Origin of the sequence: Paenibacillus qinlingensis, from assembly GCF_013204845.1 — a bacterium.
Classification (GTDB): domain Bacteria; phylum Bacillota; class Bacilli; order Paenibacillales; family NBRC-103111; genus Paenibacillus_E; species Paenibacillus_E qinlingensis.
In genome coordinates this window covers 52,572-67,586 of record NZ_JABMKY010000012.1, presented here as the reverse complement: position 1 = coordinate 67,586, position 15,015 = coordinate 52,572, and the positions used below count along the sequence as shown (strand labels likewise).

General features: G+C 46.4%; 14 protein-coding genes. 12 read left to right on the top strand and 2 right to left on the bottom strand.

Going from position 1 to position 15,015, the window contains the following annotated elements; genetic code table 11:
- Window positions 1–152: 152 nt before the first annotated feature.
- The 3 genes from HQN88_RS20855 to HQN88_RS20845 are packed head-to-tail and all read left to right on the top strand — an operon-like array spanning window position 153 to window position 3,559.
- Window positions 153–1,100, top strand: a complete 948-nt coding sequence (locus HQN88_RS20855; protein WP_246320369.1) for an ABC transporter permease — start codon at window positions 153–155, stop codon at window positions 1,098–1,100.
- A 22-nt stretch (window positions 1,101–1,122) separates the two neighbouring features.
- Window positions 1,123–1,989, top strand: a complete 867-nt coding sequence (locus HQN88_RS20850; protein WP_173116123.1) for a carbohydrate ABC transporter permease — start codon at window positions 1,123–1,125, stop codon at window positions 1,987–1,989.
- Window positions 1,990–2,041: 52 nt separating this feature from the next.
- Window positions 2,042–3,559, top strand: a complete 1,518-nt coding sequence (locus HQN88_RS20845) for an extracellular solute-binding protein (RefSeq protein ID WP_173116121.1) — start codon at window positions 2,042–2,044, stop codon at window positions 3,557–3,559.
- A gap of 109 nt (window positions 3,560–3,668) precedes the next feature.
- Here HQN88_RS20845 and HQN88_RS20840 read toward each other — a convergent pair whose 3' ends face one another.
- Window positions 3,669–4,280, bottom strand: coding sequence for a biotin transporter BioY (locus tag HQN88_RS20840; RefSeq protein WP_173116119.1), 612 nt, complete (start codon window positions 4,278–4,280; stop codon window positions 3,669–3,671).
- 141 nt (window positions 4,281–4,421) lie between these two features.
- On the opposite strand from HQN88_RS20840, the gene HQN88_RS20835 reads away from it, so the two are divergent.
- From HQN88_RS20835 to HQN88_RS20815, 5 genes are all read left to right on the top strand, one after another.
- Window positions 4,422–5,273, top strand: a complete 852-nt coding sequence (locus HQN88_RS20835; protein ID WP_246320368.1) for an energy-coupling factor ABC transporter ATP-binding protein — start codon at window positions 4,422–4,424, stop codon at window positions 5,271–5,273.
- Window positions 5,264–6,958, top strand: a complete 1,695-nt coding sequence (locus HQN88_RS20830) for an ATP-binding cassette domain-containing protein (RefSeq protein ID WP_274318781.1) — start codon at window positions 5,264–5,266, stop codon at window positions 6,956–6,958. The genes HQN88_RS20835 and HQN88_RS20830 overlap by 10 nt, the downstream gene beginning before the upstream one ends.
- 454 nt (window positions 6,959–7,412) lie before the next feature.
- Window positions 7,413–8,447 (top strand): polysaccharide deacetylase family protein, encoded by a 1,035-nt coding sequence (locus tag HQN88_RS20825; RefSeq protein ID WP_246320367.1) that lies wholly within the window; start codon window positions 7,413–7,415, stop codon window positions 8,445–8,447.
- Window positions 8,448–8,555: 108 nt separating this feature from the next.
- Entirely contained in the window at window positions 8,556–8,945 is a 390-nt protein-coding gene (locus HQN88_RS20820) for an iron chaperone (RefSeq protein WP_173116113.1), read from the top strand.
- Window positions 8,946–8,978: 33 nt separating this feature from the next.
- Window positions 8,979–9,743, top strand: coding sequence for an EcsC family protein (locus tag HQN88_RS20815; RefSeq protein ID WP_173116111.1), 765 nt, complete (start codon window positions 8,979–8,981; stop codon window positions 9,741–9,743).
- 111 nt (window positions 9,744–9,854) lie between these two features.
- Here HQN88_RS20815 and HQN88_RS20810 read toward each other — a convergent pair whose 3' ends face one another.
- Entirely contained in the window at window positions 9,855–10,427 is a 573-nt protein-coding gene (locus HQN88_RS20810) for a GbsR/MarR family transcriptional regulator (RefSeq protein ID WP_173116109.1), read from the bottom strand.
- Between the two features lie 221 nt (window positions 10,428–10,648).
- Here HQN88_RS20810 and HQN88_RS20805 point away from each other — a divergent pair, with 221 nt between their 5' ends.
- The 4 genes from HQN88_RS20805 to HQN88_RS20790 all read left to right on the top strand — a co-directional run bounded on the left by HQN88_RS20805 (window position 10,649) and on the right by HQN88_RS20790 (window position 15,011).
- Window positions 10,649–11,851, top strand: a complete 1,203-nt coding sequence (locus HQN88_RS20805) for a quaternary amine ABC transporter ATP-binding protein (protein WP_173116107.1) — start codon at window positions 10,649–10,651, stop codon at window positions 11,849–11,851.
- Entirely contained in the window at window positions 11,848–12,678 is an 831-nt protein-coding gene (locus HQN88_RS20800) for an ABC transporter permease (protein ID WP_173116105.1), read from the top strand. The genes HQN88_RS20805 and HQN88_RS20800 overlap by 4 nt, the downstream gene beginning before the upstream one ends.
- Window positions 12,679–12,682: 4 nt before the next feature.
- Window positions 12,683–13,570 (top strand): glycine betaine ABC transporter substrate-binding protein, encoded by an 888-nt coding sequence (locus HQN88_RS20795; protein ID WP_173116103.1) that lies wholly within the window; start codon window positions 12,683–12,685, stop codon window positions 13,568–13,570.
- Between the two features lie 211 nt (window positions 13,571–13,781).
- Window positions 13,782–15,011, top strand: a complete 1,230-nt coding sequence (locus HQN88_RS20790) for an NAD(P)/FAD-dependent oxidoreductase (RefSeq protein WP_173116101.1) — start codon at window positions 13,782–13,784, stop codon at window positions 15,009–15,011.
- Window positions 15,012–15,015: the final 4 nt, after the last annotated feature.

Genomic DNA, 15,015 nt, shown 5'->3' with positions numbered 1-15,015 from the left:
CATTCAACACGAGCTGTTGGTGTCTTTTTTTTGCGTGAAAAAACGTAGAAATTGTGGTCATTAAAGTAGAAGGATTAGTCTACATTTTCATCTTCCACAGAGCTATGATTAATACATAGAGAAGAGTTGGTTAGCTAAGGAGAACACATACGATGAAGACAAATGCTATGCACGTAAGTAGTCAAAAGACAGTAACAAAAGGGAGGGTCGTGAAACTCCTAAAGTATTGGGATCTGTATCTTATGGTATTGCCCGCAGTCATTCTCATCTTTCTATTTAAATATATGCCGATGTATGGCGTCATCATTGCCTTTAAAGATTACAATCTCATGCAAGGCGTGTGGGGCAGTGACTGGGTGGGATTTCAATATTTTCGCGAGTTATTCACGTTCGATGAATTCCCAAGGGTAGTACGCAATACCGTCATGATTTCTTTGATGAAACTGCTCATAGGCTTTCCTATTCCAATCGTGCTAGCCCTGCTGCTGAATGAGCTCAAATTCGTCAAGTTCAAACGAATGGTTCAGACCATTACGTATCTGCCTCACTTTATTTCGTGGGTTATTATTGGCGGTCTGGCTATTGATATGTTGTCTCCTAGCTCTGGAATTATCAATCGAATTATCGAATTGCTAGGATTTCAGCCGATCTTTTTCATGTCAGATGAAAGGATATTCCGATGGATTCTCGTTGGCTCGGATATCTGGAAGGAAGCGGGTTGGGGAGCCATTATTTATCTAGCAGCTTTACTGGGGATTAATGATGAGTTGTACCAAGCAGCTACTGTCGATGGGGCGAATCGGATGAGACAAATTTGGCATATTTCTCTGCCAGGTTTGAAATCGACTATTATTATCATTCTCTTGCTGCGAATCGGGTATATCTTAGATGCAGGTTTCGAACAAGTACTGGTTATGTATAACCCAACCGTCTATGATGTGGCAGATATTATTGATACGTATGTATTTCGAGTAGGCCTAGGGTCTATGCAATTCGGTTTAACAACGGCAGCGGGTTTATTCAAATCAGTTATTGGCTGCGTACTCTTGATTGTGGCTAACGCTATTGCTAGGAAGATGGGGGAAGAAGGAATTTTCTAAGGCAGAGAAAGAAGGGTTTGTGATGAAAAGTATTCGGGGAGAATCCCTATTCGGTTATGTGAATGTCATCCTATTGTCGTTGCTCTCAATATCAACCATTGTACCCTTTATCCATATTATTGCGAAGTCCTTGAGCAGTGAAACGTATCTGTTAGCCAAAGAAATTTGGCTATGGCCGAAGGGGTTCAACTTTGCTTCATATGAATACGTACTCTCGTATAAACAGTTTTACATCTCATTCTGGAATTCGCTGGTCATTACAGTTGTTGGAACAGCGGTAAGTATGGCCGTTACCATATTGGCTGCATTCCCGCTCTCAAGACGACAGTTTCCTTTAAAAAGAGGGCTTATGCTGTTCTTTGTCATCACGATGTTTTTCAGCGGGGGTTTAATTCCTACCTACCTTGTGGTGAAACAATTAGGGTTATTGAATACACTCTGGTCGATTATGCTGCCGTTAGCCTTGGCACCGTTTAATTTAATCCTGGTTCGCAACTTCTTTCTGAGCCTGCCAGAGGCTTTGGAAGAGTCGGCAATTATGGATGGGGCTTCCAATATACGGGTTCTTACTTGGATCTATCTACCTTTATCTATACCAACCATTGCTACGATTTCCATGTTTTATGCGGTTGGTTACTGGAATAGTTTCTTCCAAGCGATGATGTACATCACCGATCGAGGTCTCATGCCACTGCAAGTATTCCTGATGCAAATCGTGACGAATGCCAAGACGGGAGACATGACGACGGGGGACATTCTAAGTGAACTCACACCAGAGTCAACCACGGCTGCGGCCATTATCTGCGTCGTATTTCCAATCCTTTGTGTGTATCCTTTCATCCAGAAGTATTTTGTCAAAGGTGTTATGTTAGGTGCGGTTAAGGGATAATCCATCCCAATCCAAACTTTCATATGTATAATGAAATAGGGAGGTTCAATTTATGGTTTTTAGAAAAACAGCAGCAATTAGTATGAGTGTGATCCTAAGCATGCTAGTCATGGCAGGGTGTAGTACAAACAAGGATGCGGGCCAGGCTGGGACAGACAAGACTGCAACGGCAACGAGTGGAAGCGGTGGGGAAGCGAAAGCACTGAAGGATTTGAAAATCACCCGACTGTATCATGGCGTTATGGAGCAATTCAAAGGTTCGGACACCATGAATAATAACAAAATTATTAATAAACTAAGAGAGAACTCAGGGTTTAACATTCAATATGAGTCGCTCCCGAATGAAAACCCATCGCAAAAAATATCCATTATCTTTGCATCTGGCGATGTGCCCGATCTGATGATGGTTGCTGGCAAATCGGATTATTTTAAATTGGCCAAACAAGGTGCACTTGAGCCTCTCGATGATTTGATTGCGAAGCAAATTCCGAATCTATCCTCGATGGCATCGAAAGAGTCCTTGGATGCTTTAAGATATGACGGAAAAATATATGCCATCCCATATCGCAATGCATTAAAGGTAGGCAATGGTCTTCTCGAGCGTGCAGATATTTTGAAGGAATTAAACTTGAATACGCCAACAACAATCGATGAGTTTTATTCAACGATGAAGACGATTAAAGAGAAGAAAAATATTGCGCCACTAACCATGGCGACTTCAAGTGCAGGATCTTTCTTTGATGGATTCTTCCCTTTCTCCGCTGCCTTTGGTGTATCCACGCCCACAGTTGTCAAAGACGGGAAGTTGAAATTCTCCTGGGTGCAGCCGGAATACAAGGAATTTATAACAACGCTTAAAAAATGGTATGACGAAGGATTATTGGATCCTGAATTTGCAGTTAACAAAGATAGCAAAGCTAAGTTGATTAACGGAACAGCCGTGTTCAATACGTTGTATTTCTCATCAGGCATTGACGTGGATAAAGCGTTGCAGGAAAAGAAAGATGGCGGTTCTGTACAGTTTATTGCACCTCCAGTTGGCAAAAATGGTCAATCGGGCATTCAAGATGCTTCCATTTCAACGCAGTATGTTATCATTCCGAAGCAAGCTAAAAACAAGCTAGGTGCAGCTCAATACCTGAACTTCTTGTACAAGCCGGAAACCGATATCCTGATTAACTACGGTGTTAAAGGTGAGGATTATACAGAGGCGAATGGAGAATACACGCAAACCAAAGAGCAAAGTGATAAAATTAGCTGGCGTTCGATGTACGGCTTAGGAGATACCGATTTCGGGATTGATGCAAGGTTGAAAGCGAAGAGCTTGTTGCCTTATTACACGCATCAGCTTAAGTTCAACAAAACGCGTGAGGAAACGAACTTTGCTCCATCTATTGAAGCGTACGATTCCAAATTCACAGAATTACGTAATTATGTTGAAGAGAATTCGATGAAATTTATTATGGGTAAACGTGATTTGGCGGAGTTCGACAAATTTACACAAGAGTTCGACGCTAAAGGCGGGAAGACTGCGATTGATGCTTTGAACGAATGGTTTACGAAGAAATAAAAGTTAGTCAACAACTGGAAGAGCCATCCTCAAGTAGATCAACTACTTGAAGGGTGGCTCTTCTTTGTTGGACGAATATGAGGTAAGGTACTAAGCGATTAAGTGTGAATTAGTGAATCAACGCATCTTGCGAATTCTCGGCCTTTACAACGCTATGTGAAGATGAACCTGTAAGACGCTGTGGAGGGAATACTTGGCGAACGGGTGCAATGATGAGCGCAGCAACGACGGCTTTAATCGCATCTCCTGCAAGGAAAGGATAGCATGCAGCAACCATTGCTTTCTCTAACGTATAGGAAGGAACCTTATACATCAACCAAGGTACACCTGCTAAATAAAGAATTAGTGAGCCGAAAACTTCAAGAACAAGAAACGCAGCGACGTAACCCATGATGCCATTTAAACGAATCCGAGGTAAAATAAAACCAATAAGCATAGCAGAGATTGGCCAGATCATAATAAAGCCGCCAGTAGGTCCGAGCACAACGCCAAGTCCGCCACTGCCGTGAAGGAGTGGGAAACCGACTGCAGTAAGCACAACGACAAGGGCCATACTTAGGAATCCGTAGCGCGCGCCTAGTAACCCTCCAGCGAGCATAACAGCTAATGTTTGAAGGGTAATGGGTACTTCTGTGCCAACTGAGATTTTGAAAAAGCTGAATAACACGAGAATAGCTGCAAATAAAGCGCTGAAAATAACACCACGTAGTGTAAGTTTCATATTGTTGATCACTCCTGTTTCTGGTATTGTTAATGTATTGTCAACCAAATGGTTTACAAATAAGTTGACAATACAGATGATAGCACAACTGCTAGAAAAGTGAAAGGAACTTTTTTACATATGCCTACAAGAGAGAAATTAATGACATTAAAGAATGCTTCGATCGTCTATCGAATGGAATCAGGAGAAGGGCGTCGCGTATGGTCAGGTGTCTCGCTAGACATTCATAGAGGTGAGTGGATCGCTGTTGTAGGACCCAATGGGAGCGGGAAAAGTACACTTGCTAGCGTGCTGCTAGGCTTGAACCCATTGTCGGAAGGGCAAGTTTACCGTAGGGCTAACGATGTGACGCAGGCGACAAGAGGCGTGCTTCAATTGCCAGAGGCCCAATTCATAGGTGAAACGATCGCGGAGGAATTAGACTTCTTACCGCAAGCGCAGCAATTAACGGCCCAGGAACGTGGAAGTTGGTATGCGGAAGTTTTGGCTGCTGTAGGCTTGTCACTTTCACCGGAGCGTACGATGGCTACCTTATCTGGAGGGCAGAAGCAGTTGGTAAACCTCGCTGCCGCACTTGCAGCCCATCCAGAGATTCTGCTGTTGGACGAACCGACGGCGATGCTGGACCCAGCTTCTCGCAAAGAAGTTCGGGATGCCGTGCGCCAAGCACATCAACGTGGAACGACGATTGTATGGATAACACATCGGCTGGAAGAGGTGGCGGATGCGACCCGTGTCGTCGGATTTGGAGCGGGTAGGATTACCTTTGATGGGGAGCCGAGGAGTTTCTTTTATGGGGAATACGAAAAAATGGAGAAAAACGAGAAATCTGAGAAGTTAAAGAAATTTGAGAAAGCTTCGCCTTGTGTGGAACTTGGCTTTGACCCTCCCTTTGTAATTCAAACGGCGATGCATCTAATAGAGCAAGGACTCACTTTACACCCTCTTCCCCTGAACATGGAAGAGTTGGCGGAGGTGATCTCATGTCCATAGTTTTGAAGGAAGTCGGAGTAACAGCTCCCGATTCACCTGATGTGACACTACTCCAGGATATAAGTTTTACACTGCAGGAGGGCTCTGTGACATTGCTTATCGGGCATGCGGGTTCAGGGAAATCGACGCTGCTGCAAGTGATGTCGGGTCTCCTTAAGCCGCAAACGGGAACGATAACATTGGATGAGCAGCCGATTTGGCTGAAACCTATGAAGGCTGATTCTAAGCAATTGCTTCACTTCGGGCTAACGTTTCAATTCCCTGAGCAGCAGCTTTTCGCCAGGAGCATACGTCAAGAATTTGCTTATTCGCTTAGGCCGTACAAATTCGAAAAAGAAGAGCGCGATCGCCGCATTCGCGAGGCGACACACGCGCTCGATCCCCATGGCGTCTTCGCCATGGATCGTTCGCCTTTCGCGCTCAGCGGCGGGGAGCAGCGCCGGCTCGCGCTGGCGACGACCTTCGCCACAACGCCGGATTGGCTCCTCATGGATGAGCCAACCGCCGGCCTTGAGGCGGCCGCCGTGCGCGAGCTGCTGCGCATGCTGCGCGAGCGCGCGGGTCGTGGCGGACTCGTCGTCGCCACGCACGATCTGGACACGTTCTTTCCGCTAGCGGATCGTGTCCTCGTTCTAGACCATGGCGAGCTCGTCTTCGACGGCTCGCCGCAACAGCTTTGCCGCGCGCCCGAGGTGCTGGCGCGCGCCGGGGTTGGTCTCCCGAGCTGCGCGGAGGCCGCTGTGGAGCTGGCGCGCGTTGGCATCGCCATCGCGCCGGATCTGCTCTCGCCGGCGCTTGCCGCGTCGGCGATCTTGGCTGCGCTGCGCGAAGCCGGCAGCGCTGGTGCTCCGGCGGCTGCGGCAGCGGCGCCGGTAGAGGCCACACGCGAAGCGAGTGTGGCGGTAGAACAGCAGCAGGCGAAGCCGCTGCTGTCGGGGCCGTCTGCGCCACCCGCGCCGCAGGCGGGGTGGCTGGGGCTGGACCCGCGCGCGAAGTGGCTGCTCTACCTGCTGCTCGCCATCGGCACGATGGGGCAGCAGGGGTGGGGCAGCCTCGCGGTGGCCGCAGCGCTTGTCGGCTGCGCGTTTGTCGGTCTCCCGCGCAGTGTGCTGCGCGGGATTCGCAAAATCGCGACGTCCTATGCGATTTTTCTGATCTTTTCCGTCGCGCTGGCGGGGATTGAACTCTCACCGCTCGGTTACTCCGTCGACAACGGCTGGAGCACCACCTTCCTGCTGGTACGCTTATTCGTTGTCTTGCTGGCCGGCTATTGGCTTGCGATGTCGACACCCTATGGCCAGCTCGTACAGGGATTGAACTGGGCTTTAAAATATTTCTACAAAGTGAAGCTGCCCGTGGCATCCTTCTCCTTGGCGGTTTCGTTTGTTTTTCGCTTCATCCCGCTCATCATGCGGGAGTGGCAGCAATTCTCGATGATCGTGCGAGCACGGGGAAAAGCCTCCGTCCGCCCAGGTAGTGTTCGTGTGCGTGACATTCCTGCGTTGGTAGTTCCACTTTTACTAGGGATGTTCCACAAAGCGGAGCAAATGACCGTCGCGATGGAGATGAAGCAAATCGATGGCACAACGTTGCTGCTGCGGAAGAATACGCTGGAGTGGGAGAGAGCGGACACGATGTTAGTGGTAATTGCGCTACTTGCCTGGGTAATTTTGCTATTTACGTAGTAGTAGTATCAGCAACCTAGTAGCACTATTGGTCTAGTAGTAGCCAACAAACAGGCTGCTAACGGACACAGCAGATGCTATTGGGTTGTTTTCAATTGTTTAACTAGGCTAACGGACACAGCAGATGCTATTAGGTTGTTTTCTATTGTTTATCTAGGCTAACGGACACGGATGATCTTATATGTCTAAAATCATCGAATTATTGCCTTGCTAGCGCTATTTAACAGCTAGGGTGTCCGTTAGTTCCCGAGAAGGCCCATTTTGGCACAAATAACGTCATTCATGTCCGTTGGAATTTGTACTTCTCAGTAGTTCCCCGTTCCTTCGACCGGTCTCCAAGCTCTCCGTTCCTCCTGCAATCCCCCCACCCCTTATCGAAATCTAGGAATATTTCTCTCAATTACTGCTTACAAATAGAGTGATAGACGATTCCTTGAGAAATGGGTGGTTTGCTATGAACGTCCGAAGGAAGAGGTTCCTATTTTACACGATACTAGCGGGTGTGTTTACGCTTTTTTTTCTCTTCGTCATCAGTGCTCTTAATTCTTCAACTGCCCCTATCCTCATAGAAGCCCAAGCCGAGGAATTAATTCAAACTCCTGTTTATGCCCCTGTGCCTATTGAAGTTTCATCCCTTCCACTGGACAAGCCCGAGCAGCCACTCCCAGCACAAGTGGACACAATCCCAACGCCGACGCCAACTATTCAGATGGACATAATTCCAACACCCGTCCAAGTGGTCGCACCTTCACCTCAGACGCCATCCGTTACAGTGGACACCTACATGCCTAACGGGGTTGTTACTCCATCTACCTCATCCAAAGTCAGCATCCCTGTCCTCAATTACCATAGCGTCACGATAGACCCTGGCAATGTGGTCGTTATTTCTCCATTGAAGCTGAAGGCGCAGATGAAATATCTACATGATCATGGATACACACCCATCACTTTGGCGACTTTTATTAGTCTAATTGAAAATGAGGACGGGCTCACGGCCCCCGATAAGCCTGTACTGCTTACTTTTGATGACGGCTATGTGGATAATGTGGAAGAGGCAATGCCGATTCTGGCCCAATACAATTTCCCTGCTACACTTTTCATGTCACCTGGCATGGTCGAGGACCCCAGTTATTTGAATTGGGAACAGATCAAGCAGCTGCAAGAAGCCGGTTGGGACATCCAACCGCATGGCATGACACATCCTCATCTACCTAAGCTATCAGCGGAACAACAAGCGTATGAGATTGCAGAAGCTAGAAAGTTAATTGAGGAGAAGCTAGGCACACAAGCGGATGTTTTTTGCTATCCCTATGGGGAATATAACCAAACTACGTTGAAGATTTTGAAAGATCACGGTCTTCGCTATGCGTTTACGATTGACCAAGGTTTCACGACCAATCAACAGTCCCCTTACTTGCTGAAAAGGCTGTTTATTAACGGGGAAGAAAGCTTGAAAGCTTTCATAAACAAGCTCCCGAAAGCCAATTAGAGAGACATTTCCGGATGTCGCTTTAGCCCCTTTTTGTCTCTCTAATGAATTCTCACCCACCTAACGTGTATAATACAACTAACAATCCCCATAAAGGAGATTCCCTGTATGAAAGAAACCAAAACAGCCTTCGAATCAATCGACGCTTACATAGCAACTTTTCCCTCTGAGCTTCAGGAGAAACTTCAAACGATCAGATCAGTCATTAAAGAGTCGGCGCCAGAGGCAACGGAGAAGATTAGCTACCAAATGCCTACCTTTGACCTACATGGTAATTTGGTGCATTTTGCGGCATTCAAACATCATATTGGCTTTTATCCCACACCGAATGGTATTGATGAATTTGAGGCGGAGTTGGCGCAGTATCCGAGGTCCAAAGGGGCCGTCCAATTTCCGCATGATCGACCGCTGCCCCTAGCGTTAATCAGCAGGATCGTGCAGTATCGAGTGGCAAGAAATAGTGAAAAAGCTCAGATGAAATCACCGAAAAAGAAGTGAAGATATAAGAATCTAACCGACGGTGGTGAAGCCATGGAACAGCCGTATACAATCTATGAACAGCAAATGAAGGGGACACTAAAGCGTTGGGAAATTCGTCTGCAAAAGAAACCTAACCTCATCGAGCGCGCCTCCAAATCTGTTCAAAATCGCATCAATCAAGTGATTCCCGAGAAGATCCACACTACGATTACCGCGACGGTAAAAGGGATTATACAAACGACTTTGTTCGGAATTAATTATATGCCTGCAACTGATCCGCTGAAGGATGTATCCATGGCGGACCGCGATGTCAAAGCTGAGGAACTGCTGTCCCTCTACAAAAAAATCGCCGCCGCTGAGGGTGCAGGTGCAGGGGCTGGTGGGATTTTACTTGGCCTAGCCGATTTCCCGGTTCTGATCGGGATTAAGCTGAAATTTCTTTTTGAATTAGCACATATTTATGGGTATTCCACCAAGGATTACAGAGAAAGATTATTCATCTTGTATGTGTTTCAGTTGGCGTTCTCCAGTTCGAAGAAGAAGCCGGATCTGCTCCATACGATTAAGAATTGGCCTGCAATTTCGCAGACGTTCCCGCCTGCCGCTGATTACATGAAGCAAGTGAATTGGCTGCAGCTGCAGCAGGAGTATCGGGACACAATTGATTTTCGCAAAATGCTCCAGCTCGTCCCTGGCATTGGTGCCGTCGTTGGCGCATGGGCTAACTTTGGCTTGCTGGAGGAGCTTGGCGTGGCAGGCATGAACTGCTATCGGATACGCAATTTGCAAGACAAATCTAGGAACGCCAGCGAGTAATCATTACATGGCATTTCTTTAACTGTCCTTATTGAAATGGAACACAAAAAACCTGAACGACAGTCGGACATAGGTCCAACTATCGCTCAGGTTTTTCTTGTTGTCCGTCATTCATGATTCATCAGAGGGTAAGTCTTTGGGAACCAGCTTGAAAATATCTCCCGACTCGAACGAATCGATAAGCCTATCAAGCCATTTGTAATAATGAATGGCTGCATCTATTTTATCCAAATCCTGTTTAAGAACAGCTTGTAAAGGGAGACTGTCAGGAAATTGTTCGTTCAGCTTTCGGAACTCATTTTTGGATTTGGTAAGCGCAAGCAAATTAACTTCTAGAGCCTTTCGCCACTTGAGGCCAAAGAAATCAGCGAAAGTTTGAAACCAGTCGGATTCGACCTCATAGAGGTCCTTACGGGAACCTTTTTCCCACACTTTATTAACCATTTTAAGATCAACCAGTGTACGCACGCCTGTGCTCATACTGGTTTTACTCATTTCCATAGCTTTTCCCATTTCGTCTAATGTCATCGGCTTTTCTTGAAATAAAAGTAAACCGTACAGATGACCGGTAGATTGACTAACGCTATATAAATCCATGTTGTTTCCAATAGATTCAATGATTCGTTTTCGTGCCTTCTGTATGACGAGATCTTGTTCTAAGCTGATGCCGTCTATATGATTCATTATCTCTCACCCTACCTTTAGGTTTACATCGTTATTGTAAGAAACTATTTTGAAAAAGTAAAGAAAAATGGCTGCTAGAAAGAGTATACTAAATGACAATCAAGTTTGTACAGTTTATTCTGTTTGAACTGTTTGTACAGAATTTAAGGTTGACATAAGCGGTGTTTATTCGTTAGAGTATTGAAGTGGATGACATGCAAACCAAAGAAAGGAGTGAGCATATGTCGGTTATTGAAGTTAATCAGGTGACGAAAATATTTGGTCCCGATCCCGCATCTGTTCTTCCGTTGCTTTCGCAGAAACATTCGAAAGAAAGAATTTATAAGGATACGAAGCATACGGTAGGTGTCAATAAGGCTAGCTTCTCTGTTGAAGCCGGTGAAATATTTGTAATTATGGGTCTCTCAGGTAGTGGGAAATCAACATTGGTGCGACTTCTGAATCGGTTAATTGAGCCCACGAGCGGAAGTATCACGATTCACGGTAAGGACATCGTTCGCATGAATGATGAGGAGCTTAGAAATGTCAGACGGGAACAAATCTCAATGGTGTTTCAGAAGTTTGCCTTATTTCCTCATCGAACAGTCGTTGAGAATGTGGAATATGGGTTAGAGGTTCAAGGATGGGATAAGTCAAAAAGACGTGCGAAAGCCCTAGAGTCCTTAAATTTGGTAGGCTTGCAGGCTTGGGCAGACAGCAAACCTTCGCAATTAAGCGGCGGCATGCAGCAGCGGGTGGGGCTTGCGCGGGCCTTGGCCAATGATCCGGATATCCTTCTGATGGATGAGGCTTTCAGCGCATTAGACCCTCTGATTCGGAAGGACATGCAAGATGAACTCGTAGAGTTGCAGGATAAAATGAAGAAGACCATTATTTTCATTACACATGATTTGGATGAGGCTCTTCGTATTGGAGATCGCATTGCGCTAATGAAAGACGGTGTTATTGTCCAAATCGGCAAACCGGAAGAAATTATGATGAACCCCGCAAATAAGTATGTCGAAAGGTTTGTGGAGGATGTTGATCTGTCCAAGGTACTCACCGCATCGACGGTTATGCGCCGGCCAGAGACCATAGGCCTTGATCGAGGGCCGCGTGTGGCGCTGCAGCTCATGAGGCAAAGCGGAATATCTAATTTATTTATTGTAGATAAAGGCAAGAAATTAATTGGTGTTATAACGGCGGAGGATGCTTCGGGAGCTGTTCGCTATGAGAAGAGTCTTGAGGATATTGTGATTCGAGATATGCCAACTGTCGGCCCGGACCAACTGCTGCATGAATTATTTGAAGTGTGCAGCAATGCCAAGTATCCTGTGGCAGTCGTGGATAACGATGGGAAAATTCAGGGTGTGATTGTTCGCGGCGATGTTCTTGGGGCTCTTGCAGGTAACGTTGTGGCAAGAGAGGACGTGAATAACGAATGAAGAAAGTTCCATTGGATGATGGGGTTGAGAAGGTTGTTGATGGGTTAGGCGCTAACCTTTCGTGGCTCTTCGACTTCTTATCGCTCCTCATAGAGGGTGTTGTGAATGCATTTTCTGCCGTTTTTCATTTCCCGCCAGCGCTGGTACTTATCGTTTTGATTACGATTCTTGCTTACTATCTCGGCAAATGGTCGTTTGCGCTATTTGCTGCTGTAGGATTGTTGCTAGTTGATAATCTTGGCTTATGGGAACATACGATGGACACACTGGCACTGGTTATGACGTCAGCAGTCATTTCCATTCTTATAGGCATTCCTTTAGGTGTATGGTGTGCCCAAAGCGACCGAGCACGAAGGATCATCACACCAGCGCTTGATTTCATGCAAACGATGCCGGCTTTCGTTTATTTAATCCCTGCCGTTACCTTTTTTGGACTAGGTGTGGTACCTGGGGTCATTGCATCCGTTATTTTTGCTGTACCGCCGACGATTCGATTGACGAATTTAGGTATAAGGCAGGTTGCTGAAGATTTAGTTGAAGCCGCAGATGCTTTCGGTTCAACCCCTATGCAGAAATTAGTAAAGCTGCAATTTCCGTTAGCGATGCCGTCTATTATGGCGGGAATTAATCAAACGATTATGCTTGCGCTCTCGATGGTTGTTATTGCTTCTATGATTGGGGCGCAGGGGGTAGGGGCTGATGTGTACAGGGCTGTTACTCAAATCAAAATCGGTCAAGGCTTTGAAGCCGGATTGGCTATTGTTGTATTAGCTATTTTACTTGATCGCATCACACAATTATGGATGAAGAGAAAAAGGAGTGTTTAGAGATATGAGGAAAGCTGCTAAGACGTTACTATTCGCTAGCTTTACCGGTTTACTTGTCGTGACAGGCTGCTCGAAAGATAATGCTTCAGAATCTAGTGTAGGCAGTAGTGTGAAACACCAAATTATCGGTATTGATCCTGGTGCAGGGTTAATGAAGCAAACGGATCAAGCGATGAAAGACTATGCGCTTACCGATTGGAAATTAGTTGAAGGCTCTAGCGCAGCCATGGCGGCAGCGCTAGATAAAGCGTATAAAGCGAAGGAACCGATCATCGTGACGGGGTGGACACCTCATTGGATGTTCGCTAAATATGATTTGAAATATCTGAGTGATCCTAAGGGTGCATTTGGTAAGGATGAAGAGATTCATACGATTGCTCGCAAAGGTTTGAAAGAAGCAGCAGCGTCAGCATATGCGATGCTTGATCGATTTGAGTGGACGCCGGAGGATATGGCAGTGGTCATGTCAGCTGTGGTTGACGGTAAGAAGCCCGAAGATGCAGCTGCAGAGTGGGTTGCCGCCCATGCAAGTAATGTGAATACTTGGGTGAAAGATCTTACGCCAGAACAAGGTAAGAAGCTGAAATTAGCGTATGTAGCTTGGGATTCAGAGATTGCCAGTACGAATGTTGTAAAAACTGTATTGGAAGGGAAGCTCGGGTATCAAGTAGAGATGCTGCAAGTTGAAGCGGGTCCAATGTGGGCTGGACTTGCCGATGGAAGTGCTGATGCGATTGTAGCTGCATGGCTCCCGACGACACATAAAGATTATTTCGGGAAGTATGCGACCAAGCTAGAAGATCTAGGTCCAAACTTAAAAGGGACCAAATTGGGGCTAGTTGTACCTGCCTATATGACAATCGATTCTATTGAAGATTTGAAAACGAAATAGTAGAGAGAAGTCTATCGCTGATCCTGTCGATAGGCTTTTTCATATATAGGTAGAGTACAATCCTAGATAATTAGGTTAGTCGGAAGTGATATTTGCAGAACTCGCGCATATACTAGAAGAGAGTCGGTTACCGGCTCACCTTGTGAGGAGTTGTGATAATTTTCACAAGCATATATGTGATTAATTTCACAAATGGAGGAGTGTTGAGGCAATGAGCAAACCCAGAATCGTGATCCTAGGCGCAGGCTATGGCGGACTTGTCACAGCGATAAGGCTGCAGAAGAAGATGAGAAGAAATGAGATGGACGTGACCCTGGTCAACAAACATGACTATCACTTTATTACGACGCATTTGCACATGCCGGCTGCCGGTACGGATCATCATGATAACGCACGCGTGACCATTTCCGATTTGATCGATGAGCGGAAGATTCGATTCGTGAAGTCGACGGTAAGAGAAATTTTGCCTAGTGATAAGAAGATTGTGTTGGAAAATGCTACGCTTGACTATGACTATCTCGTGGTAGGACTCGGGAGTGAGACGGAAACCTTTGGGATCCCGGGTATGCATGAATATGCCATGTCGATCAAAAGCATTAACAGTGTCCGCTTTATTCGGCAGCACATTGAGTATATGTTCGCGAAGTCCAAGATGGCTCCAAAGCGCAAGGATTATCTGACCTTCGTCGTTGGCGGCGCGGGTTTCACGGGAACGGAGTTCGTCGGTGAACTGGCGGATCGCATACCTGTTCTGTGCAAAACGTATGACGTCGATCCGGCAGATGTCCGGATTTATAATGTGGAAGCTTCCCCATCGGCGCTGCCTCCTGGCTTACCCGAGGATCTAATCCTATACGGCATGGAAGTAATGCGTCGCAAAGGGGTGCAGTATAAGCTATCGACCGCGATTAAAGAATGCACATCGGAAGGGGTTATTCTGAGCAACGGTGAGTTCATTCGCGCAGGTACAGTAGTCTGGTCTGGAGGAATACGCGGCAATTCGTTGCTGCAGGAGGCGGGTTTCGAGGTTCAACGGGGCCGAGTGAAAGTGGATAGTTGCTTACGGTCTTATCAATTCCCTGAGATTTTCATCACCGGCGATTGTTCTATTGTGACAAGTCCCGAAGGCGCGCCATATCCCGCGAATGCACAAATTGCTGTTCAACAGGGCTATAATGCAGCTAGGAATCTCATATTGACGGTTCGAGGCAAAGAGATGAGGCCATTTGTCTATGATTTCAAAGGCACGGTAGCAACCCTGGGCCGCGGTGAAGCTGTTGGTTTACTCAAAGTAAAGAAAGTGAAAGGTCGATTGGCCCTATTGATCAAAAAAATGATCGATGCCCGTTACCTGTTTCTTATTGGGGGTATTCCGCTCATTTGGAAGAAAATGATCTGGAAGCAGAAGTCCACGACCCGCAATTATCATGTGCCTAATTAACGCG